At 68.6% G+C, this 25,839-nt stretch carries 21 protein-coding genes and 1 pseudogene; 10 read left to right on the top strand and 12 right to left on the bottom strand.

The genetic code is table 11. The features are described 5' to 3' along the window. Window positions 1–5 precede the first annotated feature (5 nt). The 11 genes and pseudogenes from ACSFA2_RS23920 to ACSFA2_RS23870 all read right to left on the bottom strand — a co-directional run bounded on the left by ACSFA2_RS23920 (window position 6) and on the right by ACSFA2_RS23870 (window position 13,792). Window positions 6–1,208, bottom strand: coding sequence for a BaiN/RdsA family NAD(P)/FAD-dependent oxidoreductase (locus tag ACSFA2_RS23920; protein ID WP_435457825.1), 1,203 nt, complete (start codon window positions 1,206–1,208; stop codon window positions 6–8). After that, window positions 1,205–1,996 (bottom strand): YaeF family permuted papain-like enzyme, encoded by a 792-nt coding sequence (locus ACSFA2_RS23915; RefSeq protein ID WP_435457824.1) that lies wholly within the window; start codon window positions 1,994–1,996, stop codon window positions 1,205–1,207. Before ACSFA2_RS23915 ends, ACSFA2_RS23920 begins: the two co-directional genes overlap by 4 nt. A 5-nt stretch (window positions 1,997–2,001) precedes the next feature. Continuing rightward, window positions 2,002–3,132, bottom strand: coding sequence for a sterol desaturase family protein (locus ACSFA2_RS23910; RefSeq protein WP_435457823.1), 1,131 nt, complete (start codon window positions 3,130–3,132; stop codon window positions 2,002–2,004). A 90-nt stretch (window positions 3,133–3,222) separates the two neighbouring features. Next, window positions 3,223–4,035: a uroporphyrinogen-III C-methyltransferase gene (gene cobA, locus ACSFA2_RS23905; RefSeq protein WP_435457822.1), complete on the bottom strand. Its 813-nt coding sequence runs from the start codon at window positions 4,033–4,035 to the stop codon at window positions 3,223–3,225. Then, entirely contained in the window at window positions 4,032–4,937 is a 906-nt protein-coding gene (gene ybiB, locus ACSFA2_RS23900) for a DNA-binding protein YbiB (RefSeq protein ID WP_435457821.1), read from the bottom strand. Before ybiB ends, cobA begins: the two co-directional genes overlap by 4 nt. Before the next feature lie 74 nt (window positions 4,938–5,011). Next, a complete protein-coding gene (locus ACSFA2_RS23895) occupies window positions 5,012–7,945 on the bottom strand; it encodes a nitrate reductase (RefSeq protein ID WP_435457820.1) in 2,934 nt (977 codons plus the stop codon). A 12-nt stretch (window positions 7,946–7,957) separates the two neighbouring features. Then, window positions 7,958–9,175, bottom strand: a pseudogene (locus ACSFA2_RS23890) (NAD(P)/FAD-dependent oxidoreductase); the annotation flags it as partial. A 20-nt stretch (window positions 9,176–9,195) separates the two neighbouring features. Beyond that, the gene (locus tag ACSFA2_RS23885; RefSeq protein ID WP_435457819.1) at window positions 9,196–10,002 is read right to left on the bottom strand and encodes an ABC transporter ATP-binding protein; all 807 of its coding nucleotides are present in this window, start codon (window positions 10,000–10,002) and stop codon (window positions 9,196–9,198) included. Next, a complete protein-coding gene (ntrB, locus tag ACSFA2_RS23880; RefSeq protein WP_435457818.1) occupies window positions 9,999–10,922 on the bottom strand; it encodes a nitrate ABC transporter permease in 924 nt (307 codons plus the stop codon). Before ntrB ends, ACSFA2_RS23885 begins: the two co-directional genes overlap by 4 nt. Window positions 10,923–10,932: 10 nt before the next feature. After that, window positions 10,933–12,177: a CmpA/NrtA family ABC transporter substrate-binding protein gene (locus ACSFA2_RS23875; RefSeq protein WP_435457817.1), complete on the bottom strand. Its 1,245-nt coding sequence runs from the start codon at window positions 12,175–12,177 to the stop codon at window positions 10,933–10,935. Window positions 12,178–12,511: 334 nt separating this feature from the next. Next, entirely contained in the window at window positions 12,512–13,792 is a 1,281-nt protein-coding gene (locus tag ACSFA2_RS23870; protein ID WP_435457816.1) for a nitrate- and nitrite sensing domain-containing protein, read from the bottom strand. 87 nt (window positions 13,793–13,879) lie between these two features. Between ACSFA2_RS23870 and tsaD the strand changes: the two genes are divergently transcribed. From tsaD to ACSFA2_RS23845, 5 genes are all read left to right on the top strand, one after another. Continuing rightward, entirely contained in the window at window positions 13,880–14,950 is a 1,071-nt protein-coding gene (gene tsaD / locus ACSFA2_RS23865; RefSeq protein ID WP_435457815.1) for a tRNA (adenosine(37)-N6)-threonylcarbamoyltransferase complex transferase subunit TsaD, read from the top strand. A 170-nt stretch (window positions 14,951–15,120) separates the two neighbouring features. Continuing rightward, window positions 15,121–16,302: a hypothetical protein gene (locus tag ACSFA2_RS23860; RefSeq protein WP_435457814.1), complete on the top strand. Its 1,182-nt coding sequence runs from the start codon at window positions 15,121–15,123 to the stop codon at window positions 16,300–16,302. A gap of 11 nt (window positions 16,303–16,313) precedes the next feature. Beyond that, complete coding sequence (locus ACSFA2_RS23855) at window positions 16,314–17,429, top strand: hypothetical protein (RefSeq protein WP_435457813.1); 1,116 nt, start codon at window positions 16,314–16,316, stop codon at window positions 17,427–17,429. Between the two features lie 53 nt (window positions 17,430–17,482). After that, window positions 17,483–18,136: a hypothetical protein gene (locus ACSFA2_RS23850; RefSeq protein ID WP_435457812.1), complete on the top strand. Its 654-nt coding sequence runs from the start codon at window positions 17,483–17,485 to the stop codon at window positions 18,134–18,136. 35 nt (window positions 18,137–18,171) lie between these two features. After that, window positions 18,172–19,593: a CsgG/HfaB family protein gene (locus ACSFA2_RS23845; RefSeq protein WP_435457811.1), complete on the top strand. Its 1,422-nt coding sequence runs from the start codon at window positions 18,172–18,174 to the stop codon at window positions 19,591–19,593. Window positions 19,594–19,649: 56 nt separating this feature from the next. Here ACSFA2_RS23845 and ACSFA2_RS23840 read toward each other — a convergent pair whose 3' ends face one another. Then, window positions 19,650–20,708, bottom strand: coding sequence for an AraC family transcriptional regulator (locus tag ACSFA2_RS23840; RefSeq protein WP_435457810.1), 1,059 nt, complete (start codon window positions 20,706–20,708; stop codon window positions 19,650–19,652). Between the two features lie 190 nt (window positions 20,709–20,898). Between ACSFA2_RS23840 and ACSFA2_RS23835 the strand changes: the two genes are divergently transcribed. From ACSFA2_RS23835 to ACSFA2_RS23815, 5 genes are all read left to right on the top strand, one after another. Then, the gene (locus ACSFA2_RS23835; protein ID WP_435457809.1) at window positions 20,899–22,065 is read left to right on the top strand and encodes a methyl-accepting chemotaxis protein; all 1,167 of its coding nucleotides are present in this window, start codon (window positions 20,899–20,901) and stop codon (window positions 22,063–22,065) included. 9 nt (window positions 22,066–22,074) lie between these two features. Further along, the gene (locus ACSFA2_RS23830; RefSeq protein ID WP_262076251.1) at window positions 22,075–22,443 is read left to right on the top strand and encodes a response regulator; all 369 of its coding nucleotides are present in this window, start codon (window positions 22,075–22,077) and stop codon (window positions 22,441–22,443) included. Further along, window positions 22,440–22,751 (top strand): STAS domain-containing protein, encoded by a 312-nt coding sequence (locus ACSFA2_RS23825; protein WP_435457808.1) that lies wholly within the window; start codon window positions 22,440–22,442, stop codon window positions 22,749–22,751. Before ACSFA2_RS23830 ends, ACSFA2_RS23825 begins: the two co-directional genes overlap by 4 nt. Next, window positions 22,748–24,886, top strand: a complete 2,139-nt coding sequence (locus tag ACSFA2_RS23820) for a chemotaxis protein CheA (RefSeq protein WP_435457807.1) — start codon at window positions 22,748–22,750, stop codon at window positions 24,884–24,886. Before ACSFA2_RS23825 ends, ACSFA2_RS23820 begins: the two co-directional genes overlap by 4 nt. A gap of 23 nt (window positions 24,887–24,909) precedes the next feature. Then, on the top strand, window positions 24,910–25,839 hold a 930-nt coding region (locus tag ACSFA2_RS23815; protein ID WP_435457806.1), incomplete at its 3' end, for a methyl-accepting chemotaxis protein.

Genomic DNA, 25,839 nt, shown 5'->3' with positions numbered 1-25,839 from the left:
CGCGATTATAACGCGTTGGCGCAGGCATGGGCGCTGGCCCACGCCCATTGAAAGTTGTAACCGCCCAGCCAACCCGTCACGTCGACCACTTCGCCGATGAAAAACAGGCCCGGCTGCTTCGATTCCAGGGTCTGGGACGAGAGGTCGCGGGTGTCGACGCCGCCGGCCGTGACCTCGGCCTTCTTGTAGCCCTCGGTACCGGCCGGGGTGATCGCCCAGCGGCTGACGCGCTCCGCGAGCTGGCCCAGCGCCTTGTCGGCGGCCTCATTGACGGGGCGCTGCAGGGCCGGGTCGTCACCGACCCACGCGTCCGCCAGCCGCGACGGCACCAGCGCCGCCAACTCGTTGGCGATGCGCTTGCGCGAGCGGGACTTGGCTTCGCCCAGCGCCACCGCCACGTCGGTGCCGGGGGCGAAGTCGATGGTCAGCGGTTCGCCCTCGCGCCAGTAGCTCGAAATCTGCAGCACCGCCGGGCCCGACAGGCCGCGGTGGGTGAAGAGCAGGTCCTCCAGGAAGGCCATGCGCTCCTTCTTGCGGCCGGTTTCGATCTGAACCGGCAGCGCCAGGCCGGCCAGCCCGGCGTAGGGCGCCCAGCCATCGCCGGCGAAGGTGAGCGGCACCAAGGCCGGGCGGGGCGTGACCACGCGCAGGCCGAATTGCCGTGCCAGCCGGTAGCCGAAGTCGCTCGCGCCCAGTTGCGGGATCGACAGGCCGCCGGTCGCCACCACCAGCCGGGGCGTTTCGACCATGCCGCGGTCGGTCTCGAGGCGGTAGAGCGCGCGGCCGTCGTCCAAGGCAACGCCCTGCACGGCGCAGGGCTGCCAGCGCGTCACGCCGCCCGCGTCGCACTCGGCCAGCAGCATGTCGATGATCTGCTGCGAGGGCCCGTCGCAGAAGAGCTGGCCCTTGTGCTTCTCGTGGAACGCGATGCCGTGCCGTTCGATCAGCCCGATGAACTGCTGCGGTGTGTAGCGCGACAGGGCCGAGCGGCAGAAGTTCGGGTTCTCGCTCACGAAATGGCGCTGTGGCGCGCGCACGTCGATGTCGCGGTTGGTGAAGTTGCAGCGGCCGCCGCCCGAGATGCGGATCTTCTCGGCCACGCGCTCGCTGTGGTCAATCAGCAGCACCTTGCGGCCGCGCTGGCCCGCCTGCGCCGCGCAGAACAGCCCGGCCGCGCCCGCGCCGATGACGACCGCGTCGAAGTTCAACGCGCGGTCGCTCCGTCGACGACGATCACCGGCGGCGGGTTGTACTTGAGGTGGCCGACGTAGCGCAGCGGTTGCGTCGCGGGAATCGACGGCACGTCGCCCTCGCGCATGTGCAGCAGGTCGGCAGGGCTCACCCAGCGCGGGTCGGCCGTGGTCACGGGCAGGCCGGCCTGGTTGTAGGCTTCCAGCACGAATTGCGAGCAGAAGAACTGGTCGTTGCGACTCGCGCCCAGTTGCACCATGGCGAAGCCGCGCAGGCAGAAGTCGCGTGCAGCGCCAGGCATCAGCGGCAGCTCGCAGATGCGCCGGTTCAGCACGAAGGGCGCGTTCAGCATCACGCCGACCGTGTTGTAGCGCGTGCCGACCTGCGACATCGCCCAGCCGCGCAGGCGCTGCGCGTGCTCGGCGTCGATGCCTGGGTGACGGAAGGCGACCACCATCTGCTCTTCGGCCACCACGTCGTCGATGCGTCGCGCACGCACGCCGTCGCCCACGGCTTCGGCGACCTGGCCGTCCCCCAGGTACAGCACGGCGTGGCTCACCGGCGAGAAGGTGCCCAGACGGATGCCGAAGGAGCCGAGCGTCGCGACCGACGTGAGCAGGATGTCGCCGGGCTCGAGCGCGGTCGCCGAGATCAGCTCGCCGCCATTGCCGGGGGCGATGGCCGAGCTCTGCACGTTGAGCCGCGGCAGCCCGCCGTTCTCGGAGGGCTCGAAGCGTGATGCGCAGCCGGCCAGCAGCAGGGCGGCGACGAACAGGGAAGCGCCACGCAGGCGTGTCGGGCTCAAGGCGCTCAACCCTTCCACACGAACGGGAACTTCAGCTGCTTGAAGAAACCGTTCGGCACGTAGTCGCCCAGCACGCCGTAGCGTTCCGGCCAGAGCTTGGTGCTTTTCACGGCGGTGCCGAAGAGGTAGTCGAGGAAGGCGTAGTGCGCTGCGTAGTTGCGGTCGAGCGCCTCCTGGTCCTGCGCGTGGTGCCAGTGGTGGAAGTTGGGCGTGACGATGAGGTAGCGCAGCGGGCCGAGCCGCACGTTCACGTTGCAGTGGTTGAACACCGCCTGGAAGCCGACCACCACGATGTACGCGTCGATCACTTCCTTGCTGAAGCCCAGCACGTAGATCGGTGCCAGCACCAGCGTGCGGGTCAGCAGCAGTTCGAGGATGTGCTGGCGCGAGCCGGCCATCCAGTCCATGCTCTTGACGCTGTGGTGCACCGCGTGCAGGCGCCAGAGCACCGGCACCTCGTGGTAGGCGCGGTGCGTCCAGTACTGCACCAGGTCGGCCACCAGGATGATCAGCAGCACGCCGGCCCAGAAGGGCAGGCCGGCGATCCAGCCGCGGATGCCGTCGTTGGCGGCCCAGCCGAAGAGCTTGTGCACCAGCAGGTTGGTCGCCAGCAGCACGAAGCCCACGATCATGTGGTTGACGACGAAGTGGTGGAAGTCGGTCTGCCACTCGGCGCGGAACACCGGCTGGTCCTTGCGGTGCGCGAACAGCTTCTCGATGAAGATGAAGATCAGCGCCGAGCCCAGCAGGTCGAGGATGAACCAGTCCAGGCCGATGTAGGGCGTGTTGTCCGCGAAGTCGTTCACCGGCACCTTGTGGCCGCCCAGCAGCGCTGCCGAGACGATCAGCAGGAAGGCCGCCGACGACAGCCAGCGCGAGCGGTTGAACACGATGTTCACCAGCGCCAGCCCGCCCGCCACGACCATCGCCACCAGCAGGATGGTGCGCATGATGTCCACGTTGTAGCTGCGGCGCAGCTCGGGCGTGGTGAGGTACTGCGGGAAGTGGAAGGCCAGCACCCCGAGGAAGCACAGGACGCCCAGGCTCAGCGCGATGGTGCCGGTGACCAGCCCCTTGCCGCGCTGCAGCTCGCCGTGGCTCGCGGTGAACTCGTTGAGCTTGTCGATCTTGAGCATGCCGACCCCTCGATGTTGTTGTGGAATCGGCGGATTTTAGGGGCAGCCCCTGCGGGAAGCGACAGGCCGAATGGCGTGTACCGGCCCGCGTTACCTGCGCCCCGTCGCCTGGCGCGTCGTTTCCGGCTGCATGCCAGCGGCCGCCAGACCGCGCAACACGTCGCCCACCACGATCACCGCCGGGCTGCCCAGGCCGGCGTCGGCCATGTCCAGGCACAGGCGCTCGAGGGTGGTCGCTACGTGGCGTTGCTGCGGCAGGCTCGCGTGCTGCACGACCACGACCGGCGTCGAAGCCGGCAGGCCCTGCAGCAGCTCGCGCTGTATGTGCGCCGCGCCGGCCACGCCCATGTAGATCACCAGGGTGAGCCGTGCGTGGTGCGCCATGCCGGCCAGGCCGCGCCAATCGGTCGGATCCTGCTCTGCGCCAGCGCCGGTTCGGGCATGGCCGGTGACGAAGATGACGCCCTGTGCGTGGTCGCGGTGCGTGAGCGGCACGCCCAAGGCTGTCACCGCCGCCAGGCCCGCGGTGATGCCGTTGACCACGGCGACCTCGATGCCGGCCTCGCGAAGGTGTTCCACCTCTTCGCCGCCACGGCCGAAGATGAAGGGGTCGCCGCCCTTGAGGCGTACCACCGTCTCGCCTTCGTGCACGGCCGTGATCATCAGCTTCTCGATGAAGGCCTGCGGCGTGCTCTTGCAGCCGCCGCGCTTGCCCACGTGCACGATGCGCGCGCCGGGGCGCGCGTGGTCGAGGATGGCATCGTTCACCAGGTCGTCGACGAAGAGCACGGTCGCGGCGCCGATCGCCTTGACCGCCTTGAGGGTCAGCAGCTCCGGGTCGCCGGGGCCGGCGCCGACCAGCGTGCAGGTGCCGTGGTGGCCGTGATGGGTGAGGTCGTTCATGCGTGGGAAGCCAGTTGTCGGATGTGCACGACCTGCGTCGCGATCGCGTCGGGCACGGGCAGCTCGCCCGCCAGCACGCGGCGCGTGTACTGCACGGTCGATGCGATGTCGATCTCGGTCGGCAGCCCCGGCACCTCGGCCAGCGTGCCGGCCTGCTGCGCCTGCAGTTCCTGCCGCTCGCCGCGCATGTAGCCATCGATCTGCGCGACGCGGCGCGGGTCGGATACGACCTCGCCCTCGAGCCCGCGCGACAGCAGCGCCGTGGTGCCGGTGAGCGCGAAGGTGTCGCCCATCACCGTGGCGTAGGCCGGATGCGTGTAGCTCGCGACCACCACGCAGGGGCCGGCGGTCGGCCGCATCAGCTTCACGACGCTGTGGCCGGGGTTGCGCAGGCCCACCACGCGGCGCACGTCGAGCAGTTTCTTCAGCGCCGGGTTCAGCAGTTCGGTCGACGCGAAGGCCACCTCGCCGTCGGCCACCGCGCGCACGGCGGCGAGCGCCGGTACGTCGAGCGCGGCCAGCACGTTCGACGCCAGCACGCGGCTCGACTCGCTCGCGCTGCCGTGCACCAGCACCGGCAGGCCCTCCCGCGCCAGCAGCAGCGCGAGCAGCGGCGTGAGCACCGGCAGCTTGCGCGCGCCGTTGTAGCTGGGCAGCACGACCAGCGCGCGGCCCGCGGCGGGGAACAGGGTCAGCCGCGCGTGGGTGGCATCGAGGAAGCCGGCCATCTCCTCGGGCGTTTCACCCTTGATGCGCATGGCCAGGCAGAAGCCGCCGATCTCCAGGTCGGTGACGGTGCCGTCCAGCACCTGGCCGAACAGGTCTTCCGACTGCTCGCGCGTGAGCGGCTTGGCGCCTCGCGCGCCGCGGCCGATTTCCTTGATGTATTGGCTGATTCCCATGGGTAGGCGGATTGTCCCGCAAGGCTTATGCCGGAAAGGCGCTTCGCTTATGCCCGTGGACGCACCAAGGACGTTCACGACAGTGCCGCCTCGGGTGCAGCCGCAGCCGGTGTGGCGTGCAGCATGCGCTGCAGTTCGGGCAGGCAGGAGCCGCAGTTGGTGCCGCATTTCAGCGCGCCCTGCAGCGCGGTCAGGCGCTCGCGGTCGGAGCCCGCGCAGCGCGGAAGTTGCACCCGGATGGCGCTTTCGGTCACGCCGAAGCAGCTGCAGACGACCTTGCCGCGCGCCTGCATGGGCACCGGTGCCGTGGCACCCGGCCGCAGCAACTGGCGGCCGAAGGCCTGGGCCGGCAACTGGTCCTGCAGCAGCGGCTTGAGCCAGGCTTCGGCGCGCGTGTCGCCGCCCAGCAGGAAGGCGTCGAGCCGTGCCGCCTGCGGGTCGGCATCCGAGCGCAGCAGCCGCGCGGCGCGGTGCTGGCCCTGGCGCGCGTCGGCGTAGCGCAGGGTGTCCGGGGCGGCCAGGCCGAGCAGGGCCTCGATCTGGGCGAGCAGCTCGGGCGACGCGGCTTCCGTGTCGGCCGCGCGGAACAGCAGGCCGCTGCGTTCGGCCGCGCCACCCGCCAGCGCACCGCCGCTGCCGAAGGGCACGCAACTGGCGAAGGCGAAACGCGGCATCAACGCGCGCAAGGCAGTCTGCGCCGCGAGCACCCGGTCACCGGGCAGCCAGGCCACCGCGAGCAACGACCAGGGTAGCCCGGCTTTCGCGATCTGCACGGCCGCGTGCTTGAGCTCGGGCTGCTTCGAATCGGGGCAGAACACCGGCGTGCTCAGGGCGTTGACGCCCGCCAGCCGCTCGCCGGTGCTCGACCGGCCGCTCAGCGCCTCTTCGCCCCAGTGCATGGCGATGAAGCTCTGGCCCGGGCCGATGTCGGTGCTGCCCTGCGCCGGCAGCACGATCGCGCCGCGCTTGGATGCGACCTGCACGAGGTCGCCGTCGCGAATCTCCCGGCGCGCCATGTCCTGCGGGTGCATCTGCACGACCGGCTCCGGCACGTGGCCGAACAGGCGGCCCAGCGTGCCGGTGCGGCTCATGCCGTGCCACTGGTCGCGCAGGCGGCCGGTGTTGAGCGACAAGGGGTAATGCGGTTCGCGGGCTTCGGCCACCGGCTGGTAGGCGACGTCGTAGAAACGGGCGCGGCCGTCGGGCGTGGGGAACACGCCGTCTTCGTACAGGCGTGCCTTGCCGAACTGGCGCCTGACGGCCGGCAACGCGGTCGCGTTGCCGTTGTCATTGCCGCCGCAGGCCGTGTCCGCAGGACACGGCCATTGCTGGGGTCCGTGCGTGTCGAGCATCGCCCAGCTCAGCCCGGTGATGTCCAGGTCGCGGCCGCGGGTGCTCTCGCGGTGCTCGTTCCAGATGGCTTCGGCGCCGGCTTCGGTGTCGAGGGCGTAGGGGAAGAGCGGCGTGACGCTGCGCGGCGGCAGCACCGCTTCGAGACGCTGCGCGAAATCGGCGACCGCCGACCAGTCGTGCCGCGCCCCGCCGGGTGCGGGCACCGCTTGGCGGACGCGCGAAATGCGGCGCTCGCTGTTGGTCACGGTACCGACCTTCTCGCCCCAGGTCGTGGCGGGCAGCAGCAGGTCGGCGTAGGCGCCGGTCGCGGTGGTGGCGAAGGCTTCCTGCACGACCACGAACTCGCAGCGCTCGAGCGCGCGCCGAACGGTGGCCTGGTCGGGCATCGACTGGGCGGGGTTGGTGCAGGCGATCCACAGCGCGCGGATCTCGCCGTCGGCCGCGGCCTGGAACATCTCGACCGCGGTCTTGCCCGGCGTGGCCGGTACGTCTTGTCCTTCGCTCAGGCCCCACAGCGCGGCCACTTCGGCGCGGTGCATGGGGTTGGCCAGGTCGCGGTGAGCGCTCAGCAGGTTCGCCATGCCGCCGACCTCGCGGCCACCCATCGCGTTGGGCTGGCCGGTCAGCGAGAAAGGCCCCGCGCCGGGCCGGCCGATCTGTGCAGTCGCCAGATGCAGGTTGATCAGCGTCGCGTTCTTCGCGGTGCCGGACGACGACTGGTTCAGCCCCTGGCAGTACAGGCTCAGCGTCGCGGCCGAGGTGGCGAACAGGCGCGCGGTCTCGAGCAAGTCACGCGCATCGATGCCGCAGACCTGCGCCACGCGCTCGGGGGTGCAGTCGCGCACCGTCGCGGTCAGCGCGTCGAAGCCCGTGGTGTGAGCGGCGATGTAGTCGGGTCGGGTCCAGCCCTCCCGCAGCATCAGGTGCAGCAGGCCATGGAACAGCATCACGTCGGTGCCGGGCTGGATGGCCAGGTGCAGGTCGGCGATCTCGCAGGTGTCGGTGCGGCGCGGGTCGACCACGACGATCTTCATCGCCGGGTTGGCGCGCTTCGCGTCCTCGATGCGACGGAACAGGATGGGGTGCGCCCACGCCGTGTTGCTGCCGACGATGAACAGGCACTGCGCATCCTTGAAGTCGTCGTAGCAGGCCGGCGGCGCGTCGGCGCCGAGCGTCTTCTTGTAGCCCGCGACCGCGCTGCTCATGCACAGGCGCGAGTTGGTGTCGATGTTGTTGGTGCCGACGAGGCCCTTGGCCAGCTTGTTGAAGACGTAGTAGTCCTCGGTCAGCAACTGGCCCGAGATGTAGAAGCCGACCGCGTCGGGGCCGTGGTCGCGGATCACCTGGGCGAATTTGCCGGTCGCTGTGGCCAGCGCGTCGTCCCAGCCGATGGCCGCAGGCGCCGCGCCGCGTTCGGCACGCCGCATCGGCTGCAGCAGGCGGGTCTGCATCGTGACCGCGGCGGAAGCTGTGAGGTGCAGGGTCGAGCCCTTGGTGCACAGCCGGCCGAAGTTGGCCGGATGGTCCGGGTCGCCGTGCACGCCGGTGATCTGCGCGCCGGCGGATTCGATGATCACGCCGCAGCCCACGCCGCAATAGGGGCAGGTGGAGCGGGTTTCCCGCGTCGCGCCGTGCATGGACAGGCCGAGGCTCATGGCCGCTCAGGCGTTTTCGCCGAACATCAGCGTGTCGCGGATGCCCTGCACGCTGCTGCCCTCGCGCAGCAGCTGGAAGTACCAGCTGCCGTCGGCCGTGTCGCCATAGAGGCAGGCGCCGACCAGCTTGTCGCCCTTGATCACCAGTTTCTTGTAGACGCCGCCGGCCGGGTCGCGCATCACGATGGCCTCGGTGCCTTCGCCGCCCATGAAGTCGCCGGCGCTGAAGAGGTCGATGCCGGTCACCTTCAGCTTGGTCGAGGTGAGCGATCCCATGTAGCGGCCGTAGCCCATCTCGGCCAGGTGGTTGGCGGCCACGCGCGCCTGCTCGAACAGCGGTGCGACCAGGCCGTACGCGATGCCGCGGTGCGCCGCGCATTCGCCCACCGCATAGATGCGCGCGTCGGTCACGGTCTGCAGCGTGTCGGTGACGACGATGCCACGCTGGCAGTGCAGCCGCATCGATTCGGCGAGCTGGACGTTGGGGCGGATGCCCACGGCCATCACCACCAGGTCGGCGGGCTCTTCGCTGCCGTCCTGGAAGCGCACGGCGCGCACGCGGCCCGCGCCGTCGTCCAGCAATTCCTGTGTGTGGGCACCCAGGCGGAACTTCAGGCCGCGGTCTTCGAGCGACTGGCGCAACAGGCCGGCCGCCACGTCGTCGAGCTGGCGGTTCATCAGCCATTCGCTGACGTGCACCACGGTCACGGTCATGCCGCGCAGCATCAGGCCGTTGGCCGCCTCCAGGCCCAGCAGGCCGCCGCCGATGACGACCGCGTGCCGGTGCGTCTTGGCGGTGTCGATCATGGCCTGCGTGTCGGCGATGTCACGGTAGGCGATCACGCCGGCCAGGTGCTTGCCCGGTACGGGCAGCATGAAAGGGTAGGAGCCGGTGCACAGCAGCAGGCGGTCATAGGGCGCCTCGGTGCCATCGTCGGCGCGCACGATGCGCCGCACGCGGTCGACCTCGACCACCCGACGGCCCGCATGCACCGTGATGCCATGTTCCTCGTACCACGACCAGGGGTTCAGGACGATCTCGTCGAGCGTCTGTTCGCCCGCCAGCACCGGCGACAGCAGGATGCGGTTGTAGTTGGGATGCGGCTCCGCGCCGAACACGGTGATGTCGTAGAGCGCCGGGTCGATCCGGATCAGCTCCTCGAGCGTGCGCACGCCGGCCATCCCATTGCCCACGAGCACCAGCTTCTGCTTCTTCACGCGCATGTCCATGGCGGTTCCCGGCAGGCGGCTCAGGCCGCCTTCTCGACGTGGCCTTGCCGCGTGTAGAGGAAGTCGATGACCGCCTTGCGGTAGTGCACGTAGTCGCGGTCCTCGGCCAGCTCGACGCGGTGGCGCGGGCGCGGCAGGTTCACCGGCAGCACCTCACCGATGGTGGCCGACGGGCCATTGGTCATCATCACGATCTTGTCGGACAGCAGCACGGCTTCGTCCACGTCGTGCGTGACCATCACGACCGTGCTGTGCGTCTTCTGCACGATGGCCAGCAGCTCGTCCTGCAGGCGGGCGCGGGTGAGGGCATCGAGCGCGCCGAAGGGCTCGTCCATCAGCAGCACCTTGGGTTCCATGGCCAGCGCACGGGCGATGCCCACGCGCTGCTTCATGCCGCCGGAGATCTCGCCGGGCCGCTTGCCCGTCGCGGGCGTGAGGCCGACCAGGGCCAGCGCCGCGTCGGTACGTGCCTTCAGCTGCGCCTTGCTTTCGGTCGCCGCGAAGACGCGCTCCACGCCCAGGTAGATGTTCTCGTAGCAGGTGAGCCAGGGCAGCAGCGAATGGTTCTGGAAGACCACCGCGCGCTCCGGGCCGGGGCCGGCGATTTCCTTGTTGGCGCACAGCAGCGTGCCGTGCGTCGGCTTCGTGAGGCCGGCGATCAGGTTCAGCAGCGTCGACTTGCCGCAGCCCGAGTGGCCGATCAGCGCGACGAACTCGCCCTTGGCGACGGTCAGGTGAATGTCCCGCAGCGCCTGGAAGCTGCCCTTGGGCGTCTTGAAGGTCTGCTCGACGTCGCTGATCTCGATGAACTTGGAATCATCATTCATGACTTCACCTCTTCGAACGTGAACGCGGTGGCGATCTTGATGAGCGCGAATTCGAGCACCAGGCCGACCACGCCGATCACGAAGATCGCGATGATGATGTTGGCGACGTTGAGGTTGTTCCACTCGTCCCACACCCAGAAGCCGATGCCCACGCCGCCGGTCAGCATCTCGGCCGCGACGATCACCAGCCAGGCGGTGCCGACGGCCAGGCGCACGCCGGTCAGCATGTAGGGCAGCACGGCGGGGAAGAGGATCTTGGTGAGGATCTTCCATTCGCTGAGGTTCAGCACCTTGGCCACGTTCATGTAGTCGCTCGGCACGCGCTGCACGCCGACGGCGGTGTTGATCACCATCGGCCAGATCGAGCAGATGAAGATGGTCCAGATGGCCGCCGGGTTGGCGCCCTTGAAGACCAAGAGGCCGATCGGCAGCCAGGCCAGCGGCGACACCGGGCGCAGCAGGCTGATGAGCGGGTTGAACATGCGCGCGAGGAACTCGAAGCGCCCGATGGCGAAGCCCGCGGGGATGCCGACCAGCGCCGCGAGGCCGAAACCCATCGCCACGCGCTGCAGCGAGGACAGCACGTTCCAGCCCACGCCCTGGTCGTTCGGCCCCTTGCTGTAGAACGGATCGGCGAACACCGTCAGCGCCTGCTTGCCCGTGACCAGCGGCGAGGGGAAGCCGGTGGTGCTGTTCATCGCGATCAGCTCCCAGACCAGCAGGAGCAGGCCGAAGCCGGCCAGCGGTGGCAGCACGCGCATCCAGAAGGCGCGCAGGTCGAGCGGCTTGCGGGGCGCAGCCTGCACCGGCGCAGGCGCCGAAACGGCGGCAGCCTTGGCGGGTGCGACGACCGACGCGGCGGCCGGTGTGGAGAGAGGCACATTCGCCTCCAGGGGGGAATGAAAGACGGCGCTCACCATGGTGTTCTCCTCAGGCCTTGACCTTGAACGAATCGGCGTACCTGGCCGGGTCCTTCCCGTCCCACACCACGCCGTCCATCAGCTTGCTGGTGCGCAGCACGTCCTTGGGCACCGGCGTCTGCGTGGCGGTCGCGGCCTGCTTGTAGATGTCGATGCGGTTGATCTCCGTCGCCACCTTCAGGTAGTCCGGGTGCGCCTTCAGCAGGCCCCAGCGCTTGTGCTGCGTGAGGAACCACATGCCGTCCGACAGGTACGGGAAGGTCACCGCGCCGTCGGCATAGAACTTCATGTGGTTCGGGTCGTCCCAGCTCTTGCCCATGCCGTTGACGTAGCGGCCCAGGATGCGCTGGTTGATGGCGTCCACGCTGGTGTTGACGTAGCTCTTGTCGGCGATCGTCTCGGCCATCTTGTTCTTGTTCTGCAGCCCGGCGTCGATCCACTTGCCGGCCTCGAGGATGGCGGCGGTCACGGCGCGTGCGGTGTTCGGGTACTTCTTGACGAAGTCGGCGGTGCAGCCCAGCACCTTTTCGGGGTGGTCCTTCCAGATGTCCTGCGTGGTGATGGCCGTCACGCCGATGCCGTCCATGATGGCGCGCTGGCCCCAGGGCTCGCCCACGCAGAAGCCGTCCATGTTGCCGATGCGCATGTTCGCCACCATCTGCGGGGGCGGCACCACGATGTTCTTCACGTCCTTGAAAGGGTCGATGCCGGCCGAGGCCAGCCAGTAGTACAGCCACATCGCGTGCGTGCCGGTCGGGAAGGTCTGGGCGAAGGTGTACTCGCCCTTTTCCTTGGCGATCAGCTTGGCGAGCGACGGCGCGTCGACCGCGCCCTTGTCGGCCAGCTTCTTCGACAGCGTGATCGCCTGGCCGTTGTTGTTCAGGGTCATGAGCACCGCCATGTCCTTCTTCGGACCGGACAGGCCGAGGTGCACGCCGTAGACCAGGCCATAGAGCACGTGGGCCATGTCGAGGTCGCCATTGACCAGCTTGTCGCGCACGCCGGCCCAGCTGGCTTCCTTGCTGGGCACGATCTTCACGCCGTACTTCTTGTCGATGCCCAGCACCGAGGCCATCACCACGCTGGCGCAGTCGGTCAGGGGGATGAAGCCGATCTTGACTTCTTCCTTCTCGGGCTTGTCGGAGCCTTGCGCGTAGGCGAGGGCGCGCAGCGCGGGGTCGATGCCGGCGGCACCGACGGCGGCAGCCTGCAGCACGCGGCGGCGGCTCAACTTCGTTTTCAGCAGATCGGTCATGGGGCGAACTCCGGAAGAAATGGCAAGGCCAGAGACAAACAACAAAACAAAAACAAAAAAGGCGTCCGCATCACGCCGAAGCTGCTGGGAAGCGAGCTTCGACGGACACGGACGCCTTTGTCCGGTTCGGTGGGAGACACCCTGCGTTGGATGCCGCCTGCCTGAAGACCTACGTCGGTCTATGCAGAGTCACATGCAAGCGGTGTGCCAGCAGGCAGGGTGTTGTTTTTGCTATTGAAGTCGTAGCGTTGAAGCAAGGGCTGGTCAGGGATCCGGGCCTGATCGACTCGCTCAGCCGCACGTGGCAACGCTTTGTGCGATGCACCAATTGCGTTCAGGGCTTCCCGTCCACGGGCAGGTACTCCGCCATCGAGAGCACCGATTCGGCCACGTCGATCAGCCGCCGGTTCTGGTTCATCGCGGTCTGGCGCAGCATCTTGTGCGCTTCGGCCTCGCTCAGGCGGCGGTGTGCCATCAGCAAGCCCTTGGCACGCTCGACCAGCTTGCGCTCGTTGAGCGACGCACGCACGGTGTCGAGTTCGTCGCTCATGGCCTGCAGCCGGAGCGACTGCTCCTGGACCATGTCGAGGATCGAGCGCTCCAGCTGGCGGCCGTAGGGCGGCCCGCCGGCGGCGGGCGAGGCGGCGAGCAGCGGCGTGGCCGGCTGCTCGAAGAAGGCGGCCGACGAGGCGGGCGGCGCGTGTGCGATCTGCGCCAGCAGCAACTCGTGGGTCTGCAGCTCGCCGCGGGCGCGGCTGATCTTGGCGATGCACAGCTGATGCAGGTCCGCCGCCAGCCGCTCCTCGACCGTCTGCATGGCGTCGATGCGCCGTGTGCAGCAGTCGAACCACACCGGGCTCAGGTTGGGGTCGAGCGCCACGCCGGCGGGCGCGGCGCAGGCGATGCGACGCAGCCGCTCGAGTTCGGCGGTCTGGGCCGGCGGCAGGTGCGCCAGCCACTGCGCTTCCAGCTCGGGGCCGGAGAACTCCGAGAAGACCTGAAAGCAGCGCTCCTGCGATTCGATCAGGTGCAGCCATTGCTGCTGCCGTGCCGACTCGTTGCGGCCGGACGCGAAGGCCGCGGCGCCGCAGGCGCGCTCCTGGCCGGCGAGCTCCTTGCCCTGCATGAAGTTGAACATCGCCACCAGCAGGCGGGAAATCTCGGGGTCGGTCGCACCGTCGGCGGCCTCGAACACCACCGCGAGCAGGCCGGCGATCACCTTGACGAAGGCACCCGTCGCCTCGGCGGCCGGCATCTGCAGGGCACCGATGCGCTGGCGCAGCGCCGGCAGGGCGTCCAGGCCCGGCACCACCCACGCGATGCGGCTGAACAGGCGGGCACTGTTGCCCAGGCGGCGGGGATCGGCTTCGAGCGCGTCGAAGCATTCGCGCACCGCCTGCTCGAGGCCGGCGCACTCGGCGATCTGCGTGCTCTGTTCGGCGGCGAAGCGCTGGCCACCCGAGGCCAGCAGCACGTTGGAGATGCCGCGTTCGCGCTGCAGTGCATGCACCAGGCGGCCGATGGTGCCGACCAGCGCGCTGGTGCGCGACAGCTGATCGAGTTCGTCGATCTCGCTGCGCAGGGCGGCGATCAGGAAGCTCAGTCCGGATTTCATCGTGTCGTGGGCGTTCCGAAGGGCGGGGTGAAGGGGCATGCAGCAACATCCATGCCCCGCAAGCGCGCGCATCCTACACTCGCGGCCATGCTCGTATTGGGAATCGAATCGTCGTGCGACGAAACCGGCGTGGCGCTGGTCGAATGGGAGGGCGCGGCCGTGCCGCGGCTGGCCTCGCACGCACTGCACAGTCAGATCGCCATGCACCAGGCCTACGGTGGCGTGGTGCCCGAACTGGCAAGCCGCGACCACATCCGCCGCGTGCTGCCGCTGACGCAGACGGTGCTCGACGAGGCCGGCAAGCGGCTGGCCGACGTCGATGTCGTCGCCTACACCCGGGGCCCCGGCCTGGCGGGCGCGCTGCTGGTGGGGGCCGGCGTGGCCTGCGCGCTGGGCGCGGCGCTGGGCAAGCCGGTGCTGGGCGTGCACCACCTCGAAGGGCACCTGCTGTCGCCCTTCCTGAGCGAAGACCCGCCCGAGTTTCCCTTCGTGGCCTTGCTCGTGTCGGGTGGCCACACCCAGCTGATGCGCGTCGACGGCGTGGGTCGCTACGAGATCCTGGGCGAGACCATCGACGACGCGGCGGGTGAGGCCTTCGACAAGTCCGCCAAGCTGATGGGTCTGCCGTACCCCGGCGGCCCGTGGCTGGCCAAGCTGGCGGAGCAGGGCGACCCGGTGGCCTTCAAGCTGCCGCGCCCGCTGCTGCACAGCGGCGACCTCGACTTCTCCTTCGCCGGCCTCAAGACCGCGGTGCTCACGCAGGCCAAGAAGCTCGGGGACCAGCTCGACGTGCGCAAGGCCGACCTGGCGGCATCGACGCAGGCCGCCATCGTCGAGGTGCTGCTGAAGAAGAGCCTGTCGGCGCTGGCCGCGACCGGCCTCAAGCGCCTGGTGGTGGCCGGCGGCGTCGGCGCCAACCGGATGCTGCGCCAGCAGCTCGACGCCGCCTGCGCGCAGCGCGGCGTGCGGGTGCACTACCCGGAACTGCACCTGTGCACCGACAACGGCGCCATGATCGCCATGGCCGCCGCCATGCGCCTGCAGGCCGGGCTGCAGGAAGCGACCGAGGCCTACGCCTTCGACGTCAAGCCGCGCTGGCCGCTGGACAGCCTGGCGCAGGACGCAACCACCGCCGCGCCGGCGACGCTCACGGGTTAACGGCCCAGGGCGGCCCTGACGGCGGCTTGCGGCTGCACGTCACACAGCCGACATCACCAGGTCTCCCAATCTTGTACATTTGGAAACGTTCGTAACTTAGCGAATAACAAATGTGGCGCGTCCAGGCAGGCACATCGCCTTCGCCGTCGCGGGCCGACTGGGGAGACATCTTGAGGTTTTTTGGCAGGGCCGTGGCGGCCGGCGTGCTCACCGTGCACGCCTTCTTTCTTCCGACGACAGCGCAAGCCCAGGGGACACAGGTCACCTTGGCAGGCCTGGCGTTCTCTGGCGACGCGGCCAGCCTGGACCAGCGTTTTCCATATTCCCGCGCCTATGAGAAGGGCCTGGAGCAGGCCGGCGGCCGGGCCTATGCACGCATCCAGGCCAGCATCGCCGCTGCACCGCCGCGCAACCTCACCGTCGAGCCCGGCATGATCGCCGAGCTCAAGGGCCGCGACCAGGCGATCGTGACCTCGCTGGTGGTGAATTCGGAGACCGTGTCGGTCGAGCACTTCGGCAACCTGCGCAAGCTGTTCGTGCTGATCCGTGCGCAGGCGCTGTTCTTCGACTTCAAGAGCATGACCGTGGTCCGCTCGTATCCGCTGAGCTTCGCGTACATCGATGTCTTCGATCGCGACCCGACCCAGGCCGAAATCCTCGGGCGGGTGCAGGCGGTGTACGAGGGCGCCGCGAACAAGCCGGGGATCTTCGCGCGCTACGCCAACGTCCTGGCCGGTGCGACCCTCCCGGCGCAGGTGCCGCGTCTGCTCAAGGTTTCCAAGGTCAGCCTCGACCCGAGCGTGATGGCCAGCCTGCCGCCGTACCTCAAGAGCGAACCGGGCATGGCCGAGACCTGGGCCGCGGACATGGTGAGCGAGGCGATCTCGACCCGCGCCGGCGTTCCGCTGATTCCTTATTCGCAGGGCTACGCCGTGGGCAACGTGTTCGCCATGCGCGTGTCCGACGGCACCGTCTTCACCTTGAAGCTGCCCGAGCCCGACTACACGATCTCCGTGGACCTCACCGGCATCAAGAAGGTGAAGTTCGGCTCCGTTGCGGCCGGCGACAGCTTCGTCTATGGCACCTACGCCACGATGAGGATCGAGCAGCCCCTGATGGGCACGGCCTACCTCGACACGGCATTGAAGAACGGCGAGACCAAGGTCGTCCCCGCCACGCAGACCTACGTGGACGACTTCCCGGCGTACTACGACTCGTGGAACGGCCTGTTCACACGGCTGGCCACGGCGGTCGCCACCAAAGAGATGAGTTGGGTCAAGGCCGCGGCCGCGGCGCCCGACATCGAAGCGCAAATCCTGAAAACCAACCTCCTGATGTCCCAATGCAAATAACTCGCTCACTCATGGCCGTCGTCCTGGCGTGCTTCGCTGTCGCTTCGGTGGCCCAAGTCCAGCAGGCCCGCGGCAAGGCGTCGGTCACCTACCCCGGCCGATCGGTGTCGGCCGACGACAAGGCCAAGGCCACGCAGGCGGCGCAGCTCAAGGCGATCGAATTCTTCTACGCCGAGGCTGGCGAGTCGGAGAGCGAGAACTTCGACGTGGTGCGCGACAAGATCCTGGCCAACCCGGACCGCTACATCCTGGAAACCACCGTGCTGGGCGAAGAAGACACACCCGACAAGCGCCAGTACACGGTCGCCGTTCGCGTCTCGCTGAACGTGGCCAACCTGCGCAACCTGGTGAAGTCGAACTCTGCCGTCGCCAAGGCGGGCGCTGCCGAGAAATCGCAGCTGGTCTTCGTCTTCGTCTCGCGCGAGGTGGCCTCGGTCAAGTCCTTTGACGACCGCGTCTACAAGCGCGTCGACCAGAACGTCAGCGTCAACGCACGCGGCGCCACCACCGCCAAGGGCACCGAGGGCGAGTCGATCCGCGGCAACCAGATCAGCACCAACGAGTCGACCTCCGCGACGGCCGACTTCTCCGCGAACCGCAGCCGCAGCATCGAGACGGGCGGCAGCACGGTCACGCGCGCAAGCGAAGCCACCTACCGCCTCTACCCGAGCGCCAACCTGAATGTCGTCTTCACCGGCATGTTCGCGCGCGCCGGCTTCGAGGTCATCGAAGCGGGGATGGCCGAGCCGGCCACCGGTGGCCGCTTCTCGGTGGCCAAGGTCGAAGAGGACTACCAGACCGGCAACGACCTGAAGTCGGCCACCCTGCAGTCCATCGCCGCCGGCATGCGCACGGCCGGCGTGCCCTACGTCGCCCTCGGCACGCTGGACATCGCCCCGGCCGGCAAGGACCCCGCCACGGGCCTGGTGCGCGTCGGCGTGACCGTCAATGCGAAGGTCTACAACGTGTCCAAGGCCATCCCGTCGACCCAGGCGGCCGTCGGTCCGATCCAGTACGCCGGCGTGGGCCCCGACGAATCGACCGCACGCGGCAGTGCGCTCACGCAGGCCGCGAACAACGCCGCGCGCGAGCTCACCAGCCAGCTCACGGCCAAGGGCATCCAGTAAGCCGGCCTGCCTCTCTCTTCCAAAACCAATTGCACCTCTCGAAAGACAAAACAATGAACAAGCTTCAGATCGCCATCGCTTCCGCCATCCTCGCTCTCGGTGCCAGCACCGCAGCGCATGCACAGTTCTCCATGCCGTCGATCCCCGGCGTGAAGGGCCTGGGCGGCTCGGGCGCCTCGGCCGGTGACCTCACCGGTCAGCAGGATTCGCTGGTGCGCGGCTACGTGGCGGCGAACAAGGACGTGCTGAACGCCAACAGCCTGATGGCCGAAGCGCTGGGCCTGAAGACGGCGGCGGCCACCTCCGCCGCGACCTCGGCGTCGCTGACCGAAGGCGCCACCAAGGATTCGCTGGAAGAGTCGAACAAGGCGGTCGCCGCATCGACCAGCGCCGTGGCCGCCGAAATGGCGAAGAAGCCGGTGCTGGATGCGAATTCGAAGGCGTTGTATTCGAAAGGCCTCGTGCTCCTGGGCACCGGCACCACCAAACTGGTCGCCGTGGGCAAGAACGTGTCGACCATGGGTTCGAGCCTGAAGAGCGCCTCGCCGCTGCAACTGCCCAAGCTGCAGTCGGCGGTCTACATCGTCTCCAACTTCCCCGGTTCGATGTCCAACGTCGGCGGCGCACTGCAAAACGCGATCGCGTTCGCGCAAAGCCAGGACATTCCGGTGCCGACCGACGCCAACGACGCGCTCAAGGCCCTTTGAACATCGGCTGACTCCTCATGCGCTCACTCCTCTGTATGACCGCCGTCGCTTCGGCGGTGCTGCTGGCTGCCTGCAACAAGGCCGAGCCTGAAAAAGCGGCGCCCGCGCCGACGCCGATGAGCGTCGCGGCGCCGGCGCCCGATGTCGGCAAGCTCTCGAACGTGCAGACCACGGCACAAGGCTATGGCGCATCGGCCGGCGAGGCGGTGGCCGATGCCATGAAGCTGGCCATCCTTCAGGTGAACGGCGCTGCGGTGCAGTCCGAGAGCGTGAGCGTCAAGTTCGGCCTCGACGTCAGCCTCGGCCAGGACGCCGCTTCGCTGCGCGGCAATGCGTTCGCCGATGCGGTCACACAGCGCTCCGGTGGCGTGATCCAGAACTTCAAGCTGGTCGAGATGAAGGAGCCGGGCGTTCTGGGCGGCAACCAGTACAAGGCGACCATCGAGGCCCGGATCGCCAAGTTCCAGCCTTCGGCGGAGATGCAGAAGGTCAAGCTGGTCATCGGCCAGATCCGGTTCAACAGTGCCAGCCTCCCGATGGGGGACCGCTCGGTGCCGTCGGCGGAAGTCGGCGCGGCCCTGCGCCAGCGCATCAGCGACGCGCTGGTGCAGACGGGACGCTTCGCGGTGCTCGACCGGGAATTCAGCCCCGACATTCAGGGCGAGCTCGACATGATCTCGTCGGGCCAGGCGCCCAGCGCCGAGCTCGCCAAGCTCTCGCAGGCCGCGAGTGCGGACCTGGTCTGGAGCGGCCGGGTGAGCAACCTGGCCTACAACCGGCATGCGCGCCAGCTCAAGACGAGCGACCGCGAGCTGGTGAGCTATTCCGGCGGATGGGCACTGACCGAGAAGCTGGTGAACGTGGCGACACGGCAGGTGATGGCGTCGGACTCGCTGCGCGGCAGTGTGCCCTCGACCGAGGCCACCACGCTCGGGCGCGGCGTGGACGGCGGCAAGGTGCTGGAGGACATGAGCACCGACCTGGTCAACCAGGTCGTGACCTCGGTGCTTCGGCGGACCTTCCCCGTGACGGTCGTCTCGCGGGACGGGACCAACGTGGTGCTCAGCCAGGGCGGCCAGGCGCTCAAGGAGGGCGCGCGCTACGCGATGGTCACGATGGGCACCGAGATGAAGGACCCGCAGACCGGCCAGAGCCTCGGCCGTGTCGAGTCGCCGTGCTGCGAACTGGTGATCGAACGCGTGACGCCGAACCTGTCCTATGGCCGGCTGGAGAACGTGCGCTCGAACCTGGAGCAGTTGCCCCTCGGCGGCCTGCAGCTGCGCGATGAACTCAAGGGTGTGACCGTCGCCAAGGTTCAGCCCGCCCAAGCGGCTGCGGCAACGGGCGGCGCGGCGGTGCCGCCGGCGGCAACGGCACCACGGCCCGCTCAGGCACGCCCGGCTGCTGCGCCTTCGGCGACGCCCGCCACGCCGTCCAAGAGCGACGACAAGTGGTGAGCTTCGAAGCGCGCATTTCCCCGCGTAGTTGAGGCCCGCCTCGCTGGGCCGGTCGTTCACTCCGGCCGCTGCGCCGTCTTGCGCAGGCTGGACGGCCCGGTGCCCGTCCACCGGTTGACGGCCCGCCGCAGGCTGCGCGCGCTGGTGTAGCCCGAGCGCGTCGCCACCTGGGTCAAGGACGCGTCCGACTGCGTCACGAGCGTCAGCGTGCGGATGCGCCGGTCGTCGGCGACCAGCCCCCGGAAGCTCAGGCCCTCGTCGCACAGCCGGCGGCGCAACGAGCGCTCGCTCATGTTCAAGGTGCGGGCCACCTGCGCCAGCGGCGGCGGCGCGCCGTGGTGGCGGCGGATGATCTGGGACACGGCCGCGCCGATCTCCTGGACGGGTTGGGCCGACCGGGCCGCCTGCAACGCCTCCTGCATCGCGCGGGCCACCGAGGGCTCCGCGCAGGGCAGGGGGTGCGCTTCTGCGGCGAAGACCAGCCGGTTGGCCGGCCGCTCGAACTGCGGCATCTGTCCGAAGGCCTGCTCGTAGGCTGCCGTGGCGGCCGGCCGGGGCAGGGCCAGCTCGACCGACAGCGGGCGGCAGGCCGGGCCGACGATCTGGCGGGCCAGCGACGCCAGCGATGCCAGCGTGTAGGTCACCAGAAAGCGTTGCAGCGCCGGGTCGTGGAACAGCGGCTGGGCCACGACGCGGAACTGCGCCGCGGGCGATTCGCCGTGCAGCGACAGCAGGCAGCCGGCCGGGCGCGGGAAGGCGATCAGGAATTCGAGCATCCGGTGCAGGTTCTCGCTCGCCATCATCCCCAGGCCGACCTTGCCGAGCGACACGACGTTGAGCGCCTCGCCGATCTCCAGCCCCAGGTGGGGGTTCGGCAGCAGCACGAGCGCGCGACGGATGGCCTCGGCGCACTGCCGATACGACACCCGCAGCACGGGCGAGTCCAGGTCGGACAGGTCGAAGCCCAGGCCCCGCACCAGGCCCGACGGGTCCTTCTCGCGCGCGCGGGCATGCGCGACCAGCAGCCGCAGCACCACGGGCACCAGGTCGGCGCGGTGCTCGGCCTCGGCGGTCGCGGCGTGCACGGAGTAAGGGACGGGATAGGGCTGCGCCATGGTCGCCCATGCTAGGGAGCGGGGCCAAAGTCAATTGGGCGATGTTGGCCGGATAAGTCCTCTATTTCGTCACTCGTGCCCTCTTCGATGACGCCGTGCCCACCGAAATAGAAGAGTGACTGTCGCACGTGTCTGCGGCCTCTGTGGCCGTTGGCCATGGCTTGGCCTGGTGCGCACTCCTGGAACCAACATGAACCTTCACTTGATGTCGAACCGGAAGAACGCGCAGTTTCTCGTTGCACCCGCCGTGGGCGTGCTCGGCGGTGCGGCCTGTCTGTTCCTGTCGTCGGCGAGCCTCGCAGGCGGGGCCTGCTTCGTGGCGCTGACCGGCCTGGGCGCGGCGGCGGGCTGGTTCGCCGTGAAGTCGCAGCAGTCGACCGATGAGTCGCTGCGCCTCTACTTCGTGGGACACCGCGCCTTCAGCGCCGACGTGGCGCCGGTCTGGTCCGGCCAGATCGAAGCCTCGCGCAGCCAGATGGAAACGGCGATCGCCGCGCTGAGCGAACGCTTTGCGGCCATCGTGCAGAAGCTCGGAAAGATGCTGTCGGACTCCGGCAGCGGCGGAGGCAACACGTCGGACGCCGCCGCCGCGGCCCTCTATGCAGACAGCCAGGAACAGCTCCAGGCCGTCGTCGCCTCGCTGCGCGACGCCATGCAGAGCAAGGCGCAGATGCTCGACAAGGTGCAAGGGCTGCAGATCTTCGTCGGCGAACTCCACGAGATGGCCGACGGCGTGTCGCGGCTCGCCCAGCAGACCAACCTGCTGGCCATCAACGCGGCCATCGAGGCGGCGCACGCGGGCGAAAGTGGCCGCGGCTTCTCCCAGGTGGCGCAGGAGGTGCGCGCGCTGTCGCGGGCGTCCGGCGAGACCGGCCGGCTCATCGCCAGCAAGACCGGTGCGATCCGCAGCGCCATCGACGAGGTGCGCAGCGTGGCCGAGGTGACCCGCTCGCAGGAGCAGCAGGTCGTCTCCGCCTCGGAGACACGCATCCGCGACGTGCTCGCGCAGTTCCAGGGCCTGACCGGCTCGCTGGCCGACTCGGCCGCCTTCCTGCGCGAGGAGAGCGTCGGTATCCAGGCCGAAGTCAACGACGCCCTGGTGCAGCTGCAGTTCCAGGACCGCGTGAGCCAGGTGCTGGCGCATGTGCGCGACAACATCACGCGCATGCCGAACGTGGTGCAGGACCACTGCGATGCCTGCGAACGCGACGGCGACCTGCAGCCGCTGGAGGCGGCGGGCCTGCTGAAGGAACTCGAGGCCACCTACGCGATGGCCAGCGAGCGCGACATCCACACAGGCCCGGGCGGTGCGAAGGCACCGGCGCCGGCTCCGCAGAACGAGATCACTTTCTTCTAGAGGACTCCCATGGCAAAGACCATCCTGATCGTCGACGACTCCGCTTCGGTGCGCCAGGTCGTCGGTATTGCGCTCAAGGGCGCCGGGTACGACGTCATCGAGGGCCGCGACGGCCAGGATGCGCTGACCAAGCTCACCGGCCAGAAGGTGCACCTGATCGTCAGCGACGTGAACATGCCCAACATGGACGGCATCACCTTCGTGAAGAACGTCAAGGCCATGCCGGCCTACCGGTTCACGCCGGTGATCATGCTCACCACCGAAAGCCAGGAAGCCAAGAAGCGCGAAGGCCAGGCGGCCGGCGCCAAGGCCTGGGTGGTCAAGCCCTTCCAGCCGGCGATGCTGCTGGCGGCGGTTGAGAAGCTGGTGCTTCCATGAGCGGCCGCGGCCGGCTCGCGCTGGAGGGTGAGCTCACCATCTACGGTGCGGCGGAACTGCAGGCGCGGCTGATCGCAGCGCTGGCCGACGCGTCCGAAGGCCTGGACATCGATCTGGCCGAGGTGACTGAAATCGACAGTTCCGGTGTGCAACTGCTGATGGCCACGCACCGCGCGGCGCTGGCCAGCGGCCGCACCGTGGTGCTCCATGCACCGAGCGACGCCGTGCGCGACTTGTTCGAACTCTTCGACCTCGCGTCCTTCTTCGACATCGCGACGGCAGCGCTGCCGCTGGGAGAGCCCGCATGAACATGGACGATGCCCTCCAGACCTTCTTCGTCGAATGCAGGGAACTGCTCGAGGAGATGGATGCCGCGCTGCTCGGCGTGCTGCAGGAGGACGACCCCTCCGACTCTGTCAACGCCATCTTCCGTGCGGCGCACACCATCAAGGGTTCGGCCGGCCTGTTCGGCCTCGACTTCATCGTGGCGTTCGCCCACGTGGCCGAGAGCGTGCTCGACAAGGTGCGCGCCGGCGCGCTGCCGTTGGACGATGCGATGGTCACGCTGCTCCTGGCCTGTCGCGATCACGTCGGCAGCCTGGTCGACGCCGCGGCAGTGGGCCACACCGAGGCCGACGACGACATGACATCGCGCGCTGCACCGCTGCTGGTGGCGCTGCACCGCCACCTCGGCAGCGAGCCGACGCCTGCGCCCGCGGCCGCGCCACATCCCGGCCTGGCGCCGTCGACCGGCGCCCAAGCCGACCCGGCCCATTGGCACATCTCGCTGCGCTTCGGGCCGGACGTGCTGCGCAATGGCATGGACCCGCTGTCTTTCCTGCGCTACCTGAAGAAGCTGGGCACCGTCACCGCCATCGCCACCTTGCCGGATGCACTGCCGGCGCTGGCCGAGATGGATGCGGAGTCGTGCTACCTGGGCTTCGAGCTGGCGCTGCGCAGCGACGCGGACCGTGCGGCCATCGAAGGCGCCTTCGAGTTCGTGCAGGACGACTGCGCCGTGCGCATCGTGCCGCCGGGCAGCCCGGTGGCCGACTACCTTGATCTGCTCGGCACCGAGGGTGCGCAGGAGATGGGCGAGATCCTGGTGCATTGCCGCAGCCTCACGCGGGCAGTGCTCGATGCGGCGCTGGCCGGCGCGACGGCCGATGCGTCATCGGACGAACTGCCCGTCACCGAGGTCCAGGCCGCCAGCGTGACCGCCGAAGCGGCGGCGCCGCGGCAGCGCGCTGCCAAGGAAGCGAAGGCCGGCGAAACGCAATCGGTGCGCGTCGATGCCGACAAGCTCGATCGCCTGGTCGACCTCGTCGGCGAACTGATCACCGCATCGGCCACGGCCAGCGTCGCAGGCAAGCACCTGCAGAGCACCGCACTTCAGGAGGCGCATTCGACGCTGGTGAGCCTGGTGCAGGAAGTGCGCGACAGCGCGCTGCAACTGCGCATGGTGAAGATCGGCGCGACCTTCAGCCGCTTCAAGCGCGTGGTGCACGACGTCTCGCGCGAAATCGGCAAGGACATCGCGCTCGATATCCACGGGGAAGACACCGAACTGGACAAGACGGTGGTCGAGAAGATCGCCGACCCGCTGACGCACCTGGTGCGCAACAGCATGGACCACGGCATCGAGAACGCAGCGCTGCGCGCCGAACGCGGCAAGCCCGCGCGCGGCACCGTCACGCTCAATGCGTACCACGACTCCGGCAGCATCGTGATCGAGGTGAGCGACGACGGCGGCGGGCTCTCGCGCGACCGCATCCTGGCCAAGGCGGTGGAGCGCGGGCTGATCGAGCCGGGCAAGCCGCTCAGCGACCCCGAGATCTACGGGTTGATCTTCGAACCCGGCTTCTCCACCGCCGAGCAGGTGACGAACCTGTCGGGCCGCGGCGTCGGCATGGATGTGGTCAAGCGCAACATCACCGCGCTGCGCGGCGTGGTCGGCATCGACAGCCGGCCGGGCGAAGGCACCACCGTGACGGTGCGCCTGCCGCTCACGCTGGCCATCATCAACGGCTTCCAGGTCACCGTCGGCAACGCCGTGTTCGTGCTGCCGCTGGACGTGATCGAGGAGTGCGTGGAGTTCACGGCGGACACGGGCCACGACTACGCCGAACTGCGCGGCCAGGTGCTGCCCTTCATCCGGTTGCGCAAACTCTTCAAGGTGGCGGGTGCGCCCAGCGCGCGGCAGAGCATCGTCGTCGTCAAGCAGGGCGCGCAGCGCTTCGGCCTGATCGTGGACCGGCTGCTCGGCGAGGCGCAGACCGTCATCAAGCCGATGGCGCCGATGTTCGCGCACCTGGAGGGCATCAGCGGCTCCAGCATCCTGGGCAGCGGCGAGGTCGCGCTCATTCTCGACGTGCCCATGCTGCTTCGTCAGACGCAAAGCACGAAGCCGGTCGAACGGCCCGGCACCCCTTCATTTTCCTGAAACTCCACCAAGGACGTATCGCCATGTTCTCAAATCTGAAGATCGGGGTGCGGCTGATTGCCGGCTTCCTGATCGTCGCGGGCATCAGTGCCATCGTCGGCGCCATCGGCATCTCGAACGCCTCCAAGATGAACGAGAAGGCGGACGACATGTACGCCATGGAGTTGATGGGGCTGTCCTACATCAAGGAGGCCAACATCGACCTGATCTCGATCGGCCGTGCGCGCAGCAACTTCCTGCTGGCCACTTCGGAAGACGAGCGCGCCAAGCACCTGGCGTCGATCGCCAAGAGCACCGATTCGCTCAAGGCCAACATCGGCAAGGGGCGTCCGCTGTTCACGTCGGACCGGGCCAAGGAGCTGTTCGTGCAGTTCGACAAGGTGTCGGGCGACTACGAGCGTGAGATGAAACAGGCGCTGACCTTGGCCAGCGCCAAGAAGCTGGCCAGTCGCGACGAGGCGCTGAGCCAGTCGCTGGACAGCGTGCGCGCCAAGGCCAACACGCTGGACGACTACCTGGGCGAACTGACCCAGCAGAAAGAGGTGCGAGCCAAGGTGGCAGCGGAAGAAACCACCACGCTGTATCAGAGCGGACTGCGCCTGATGCTGGGCGTGATCTGTGGCGGCATCCTGATCGGCATTGCGCTGGGCTACATCATCAGCCGCAGCGTGACACGGCCATTGGCCCGCGCCGTGGACGCCGCAAACCGGCTGGCCGAGGGCGATCTGACGGTGACGGTCGAGGCCACGTCGCGTGACGAGACCGGCCAGCTGCTGCAGGCCATGCAGAACATGGTCACGCGGTTGTCTCAGGTGGTGGCCGAAGTCAACGGCGGTGCCGAGTCGCTGGCCAGTGCTTCCGAAGAGGTGAGCGCGACGGCGCAGTCCTTGAGCCAGGCCTCCAGCGAGCAGGCTGCCGGCGTCGAGGAGACCAGCGCGTCGATGGAACAGATG

This window comes from Variovorax cryoconiti (genome assembly GCF_051216395.1).
GTDB lineage: Bacteria > Pseudomonadota > Gammaproteobacteria > Burkholderiales > Burkholderiaceae_C > Variovorax.
Note: the sequence above shows the minus strand (reverse complement) of the source record. Positions and strands in the feature narration are given on the sequence as shown.

Coding starts and splice junctions, on each gene's coding strand:
- ACSFA2_RS23855 (WP_435457813.1), top strand. CDS start 16,314: ATGGCCGTCGTCCTGGCGTGCTTCGCTGTCGCTTCGGTGGCCCAAGTC.
- ACSFA2_RS23850 (WP_435457812.1), top strand. CDS start 17,483: ATGAACAAGCTTCAGATCGCCATCGCTTCCGCCATCCTCGCTCTCGGT.
- tsaD (WP_435457815.1), top strand. CDS start 13,880: ATGCTCGTATTGGGAATCGAATCGTCGTGCGACGAAACCGGCGTGGCG.
- ntrB (WP_435457818.1), bottom strand. CDS start 10,922: ATGGTGAGCGCCGTCTTTCATTCCCCCCTGGAGGCGAATGTGCCTCTC.
- ACSFA2_RS23910 (WP_435457823.1), bottom strand. CDS start 3,132: ATGCTCAAGATCGACAAGCTCAACGAGTTCACCGCGAGCCACGGCGAG.
- ACSFA2_RS23870 (WP_435457816.1), bottom strand. CDS start 13,792: ATGAAATCCGGACTGAGCTTCCTGATCGCCGCCCTGCGCAGCGAGATC.
- ACSFA2_RS23845 (WP_435457811.1), top strand. CDS start 18,172: ATGACCGCCGTCGCTTCGGCGGTGCTGCTGGCTGCCTGCAACAAGGCC.
- ACSFA2_RS23875 (WP_435457817.1), bottom strand. CDS start 12,177: ATGACCGATCTGCTGAAAACGAAGTTGAGCCGCCGCCGCGTGCTGCAG.
- ybiB (WP_435457821.1), bottom strand. CDS start 4,937: ATGGGAATCAGCCAATACATCAAGGAAATCGGCCGCGGCGCGCGAGGC.
- ACSFA2_RS23840 (WP_435457810.1), bottom strand. CDS start 20,708: ATGGCGCAGCCCTATCCCGTCCCTTACTCCGTGCACGCCGCGACCGCC.
- ACSFA2_RS23825 (WP_435457808.1), top strand. CDS start 22,440: ATGAGCGGCCGCGGCCGGCTCGCGCTGGAGGGTGAGCTCACCATCTAC.
- ACSFA2_RS23895 (WP_435457820.1), bottom strand. CDS start 7,945: ATGAGCCTCGGCCTGTCCATGCACGGCGCGACGCGGGAAACCCGCTCC.
- ACSFA2_RS23830 (WP_262076251.1), top strand. CDS start 22,075: ATGGCAAAGACCATCCTGATCGTCGACGACTCCGCTTCGGTGCGCCAG.
- ACSFA2_RS23885 (WP_435457819.1), bottom strand. CDS start 10,002: ATGAATGATGATTCCAAGTTCATCGAGATCAGCGACGTCGAGCAGACC.
- ACSFA2_RS23835 (WP_435457809.1), top strand. CDS start 20,899: ATGAACCTTCACTTGATGTCGAACCGGAAGAACGCGCAGTTTCTCGTT.
- ACSFA2_RS23820 (WP_435457807.1), top strand. CDS start 22,748: ATGAACATGGACGATGCCCTCCAGACCTTCTTCGTCGAATGCAGGGAA.
- cobA (WP_435457822.1), bottom strand. CDS start 4,035: ATGAACGACCTCACCCATCACGGCCACCACGGCACCTGCACGCTGGTC.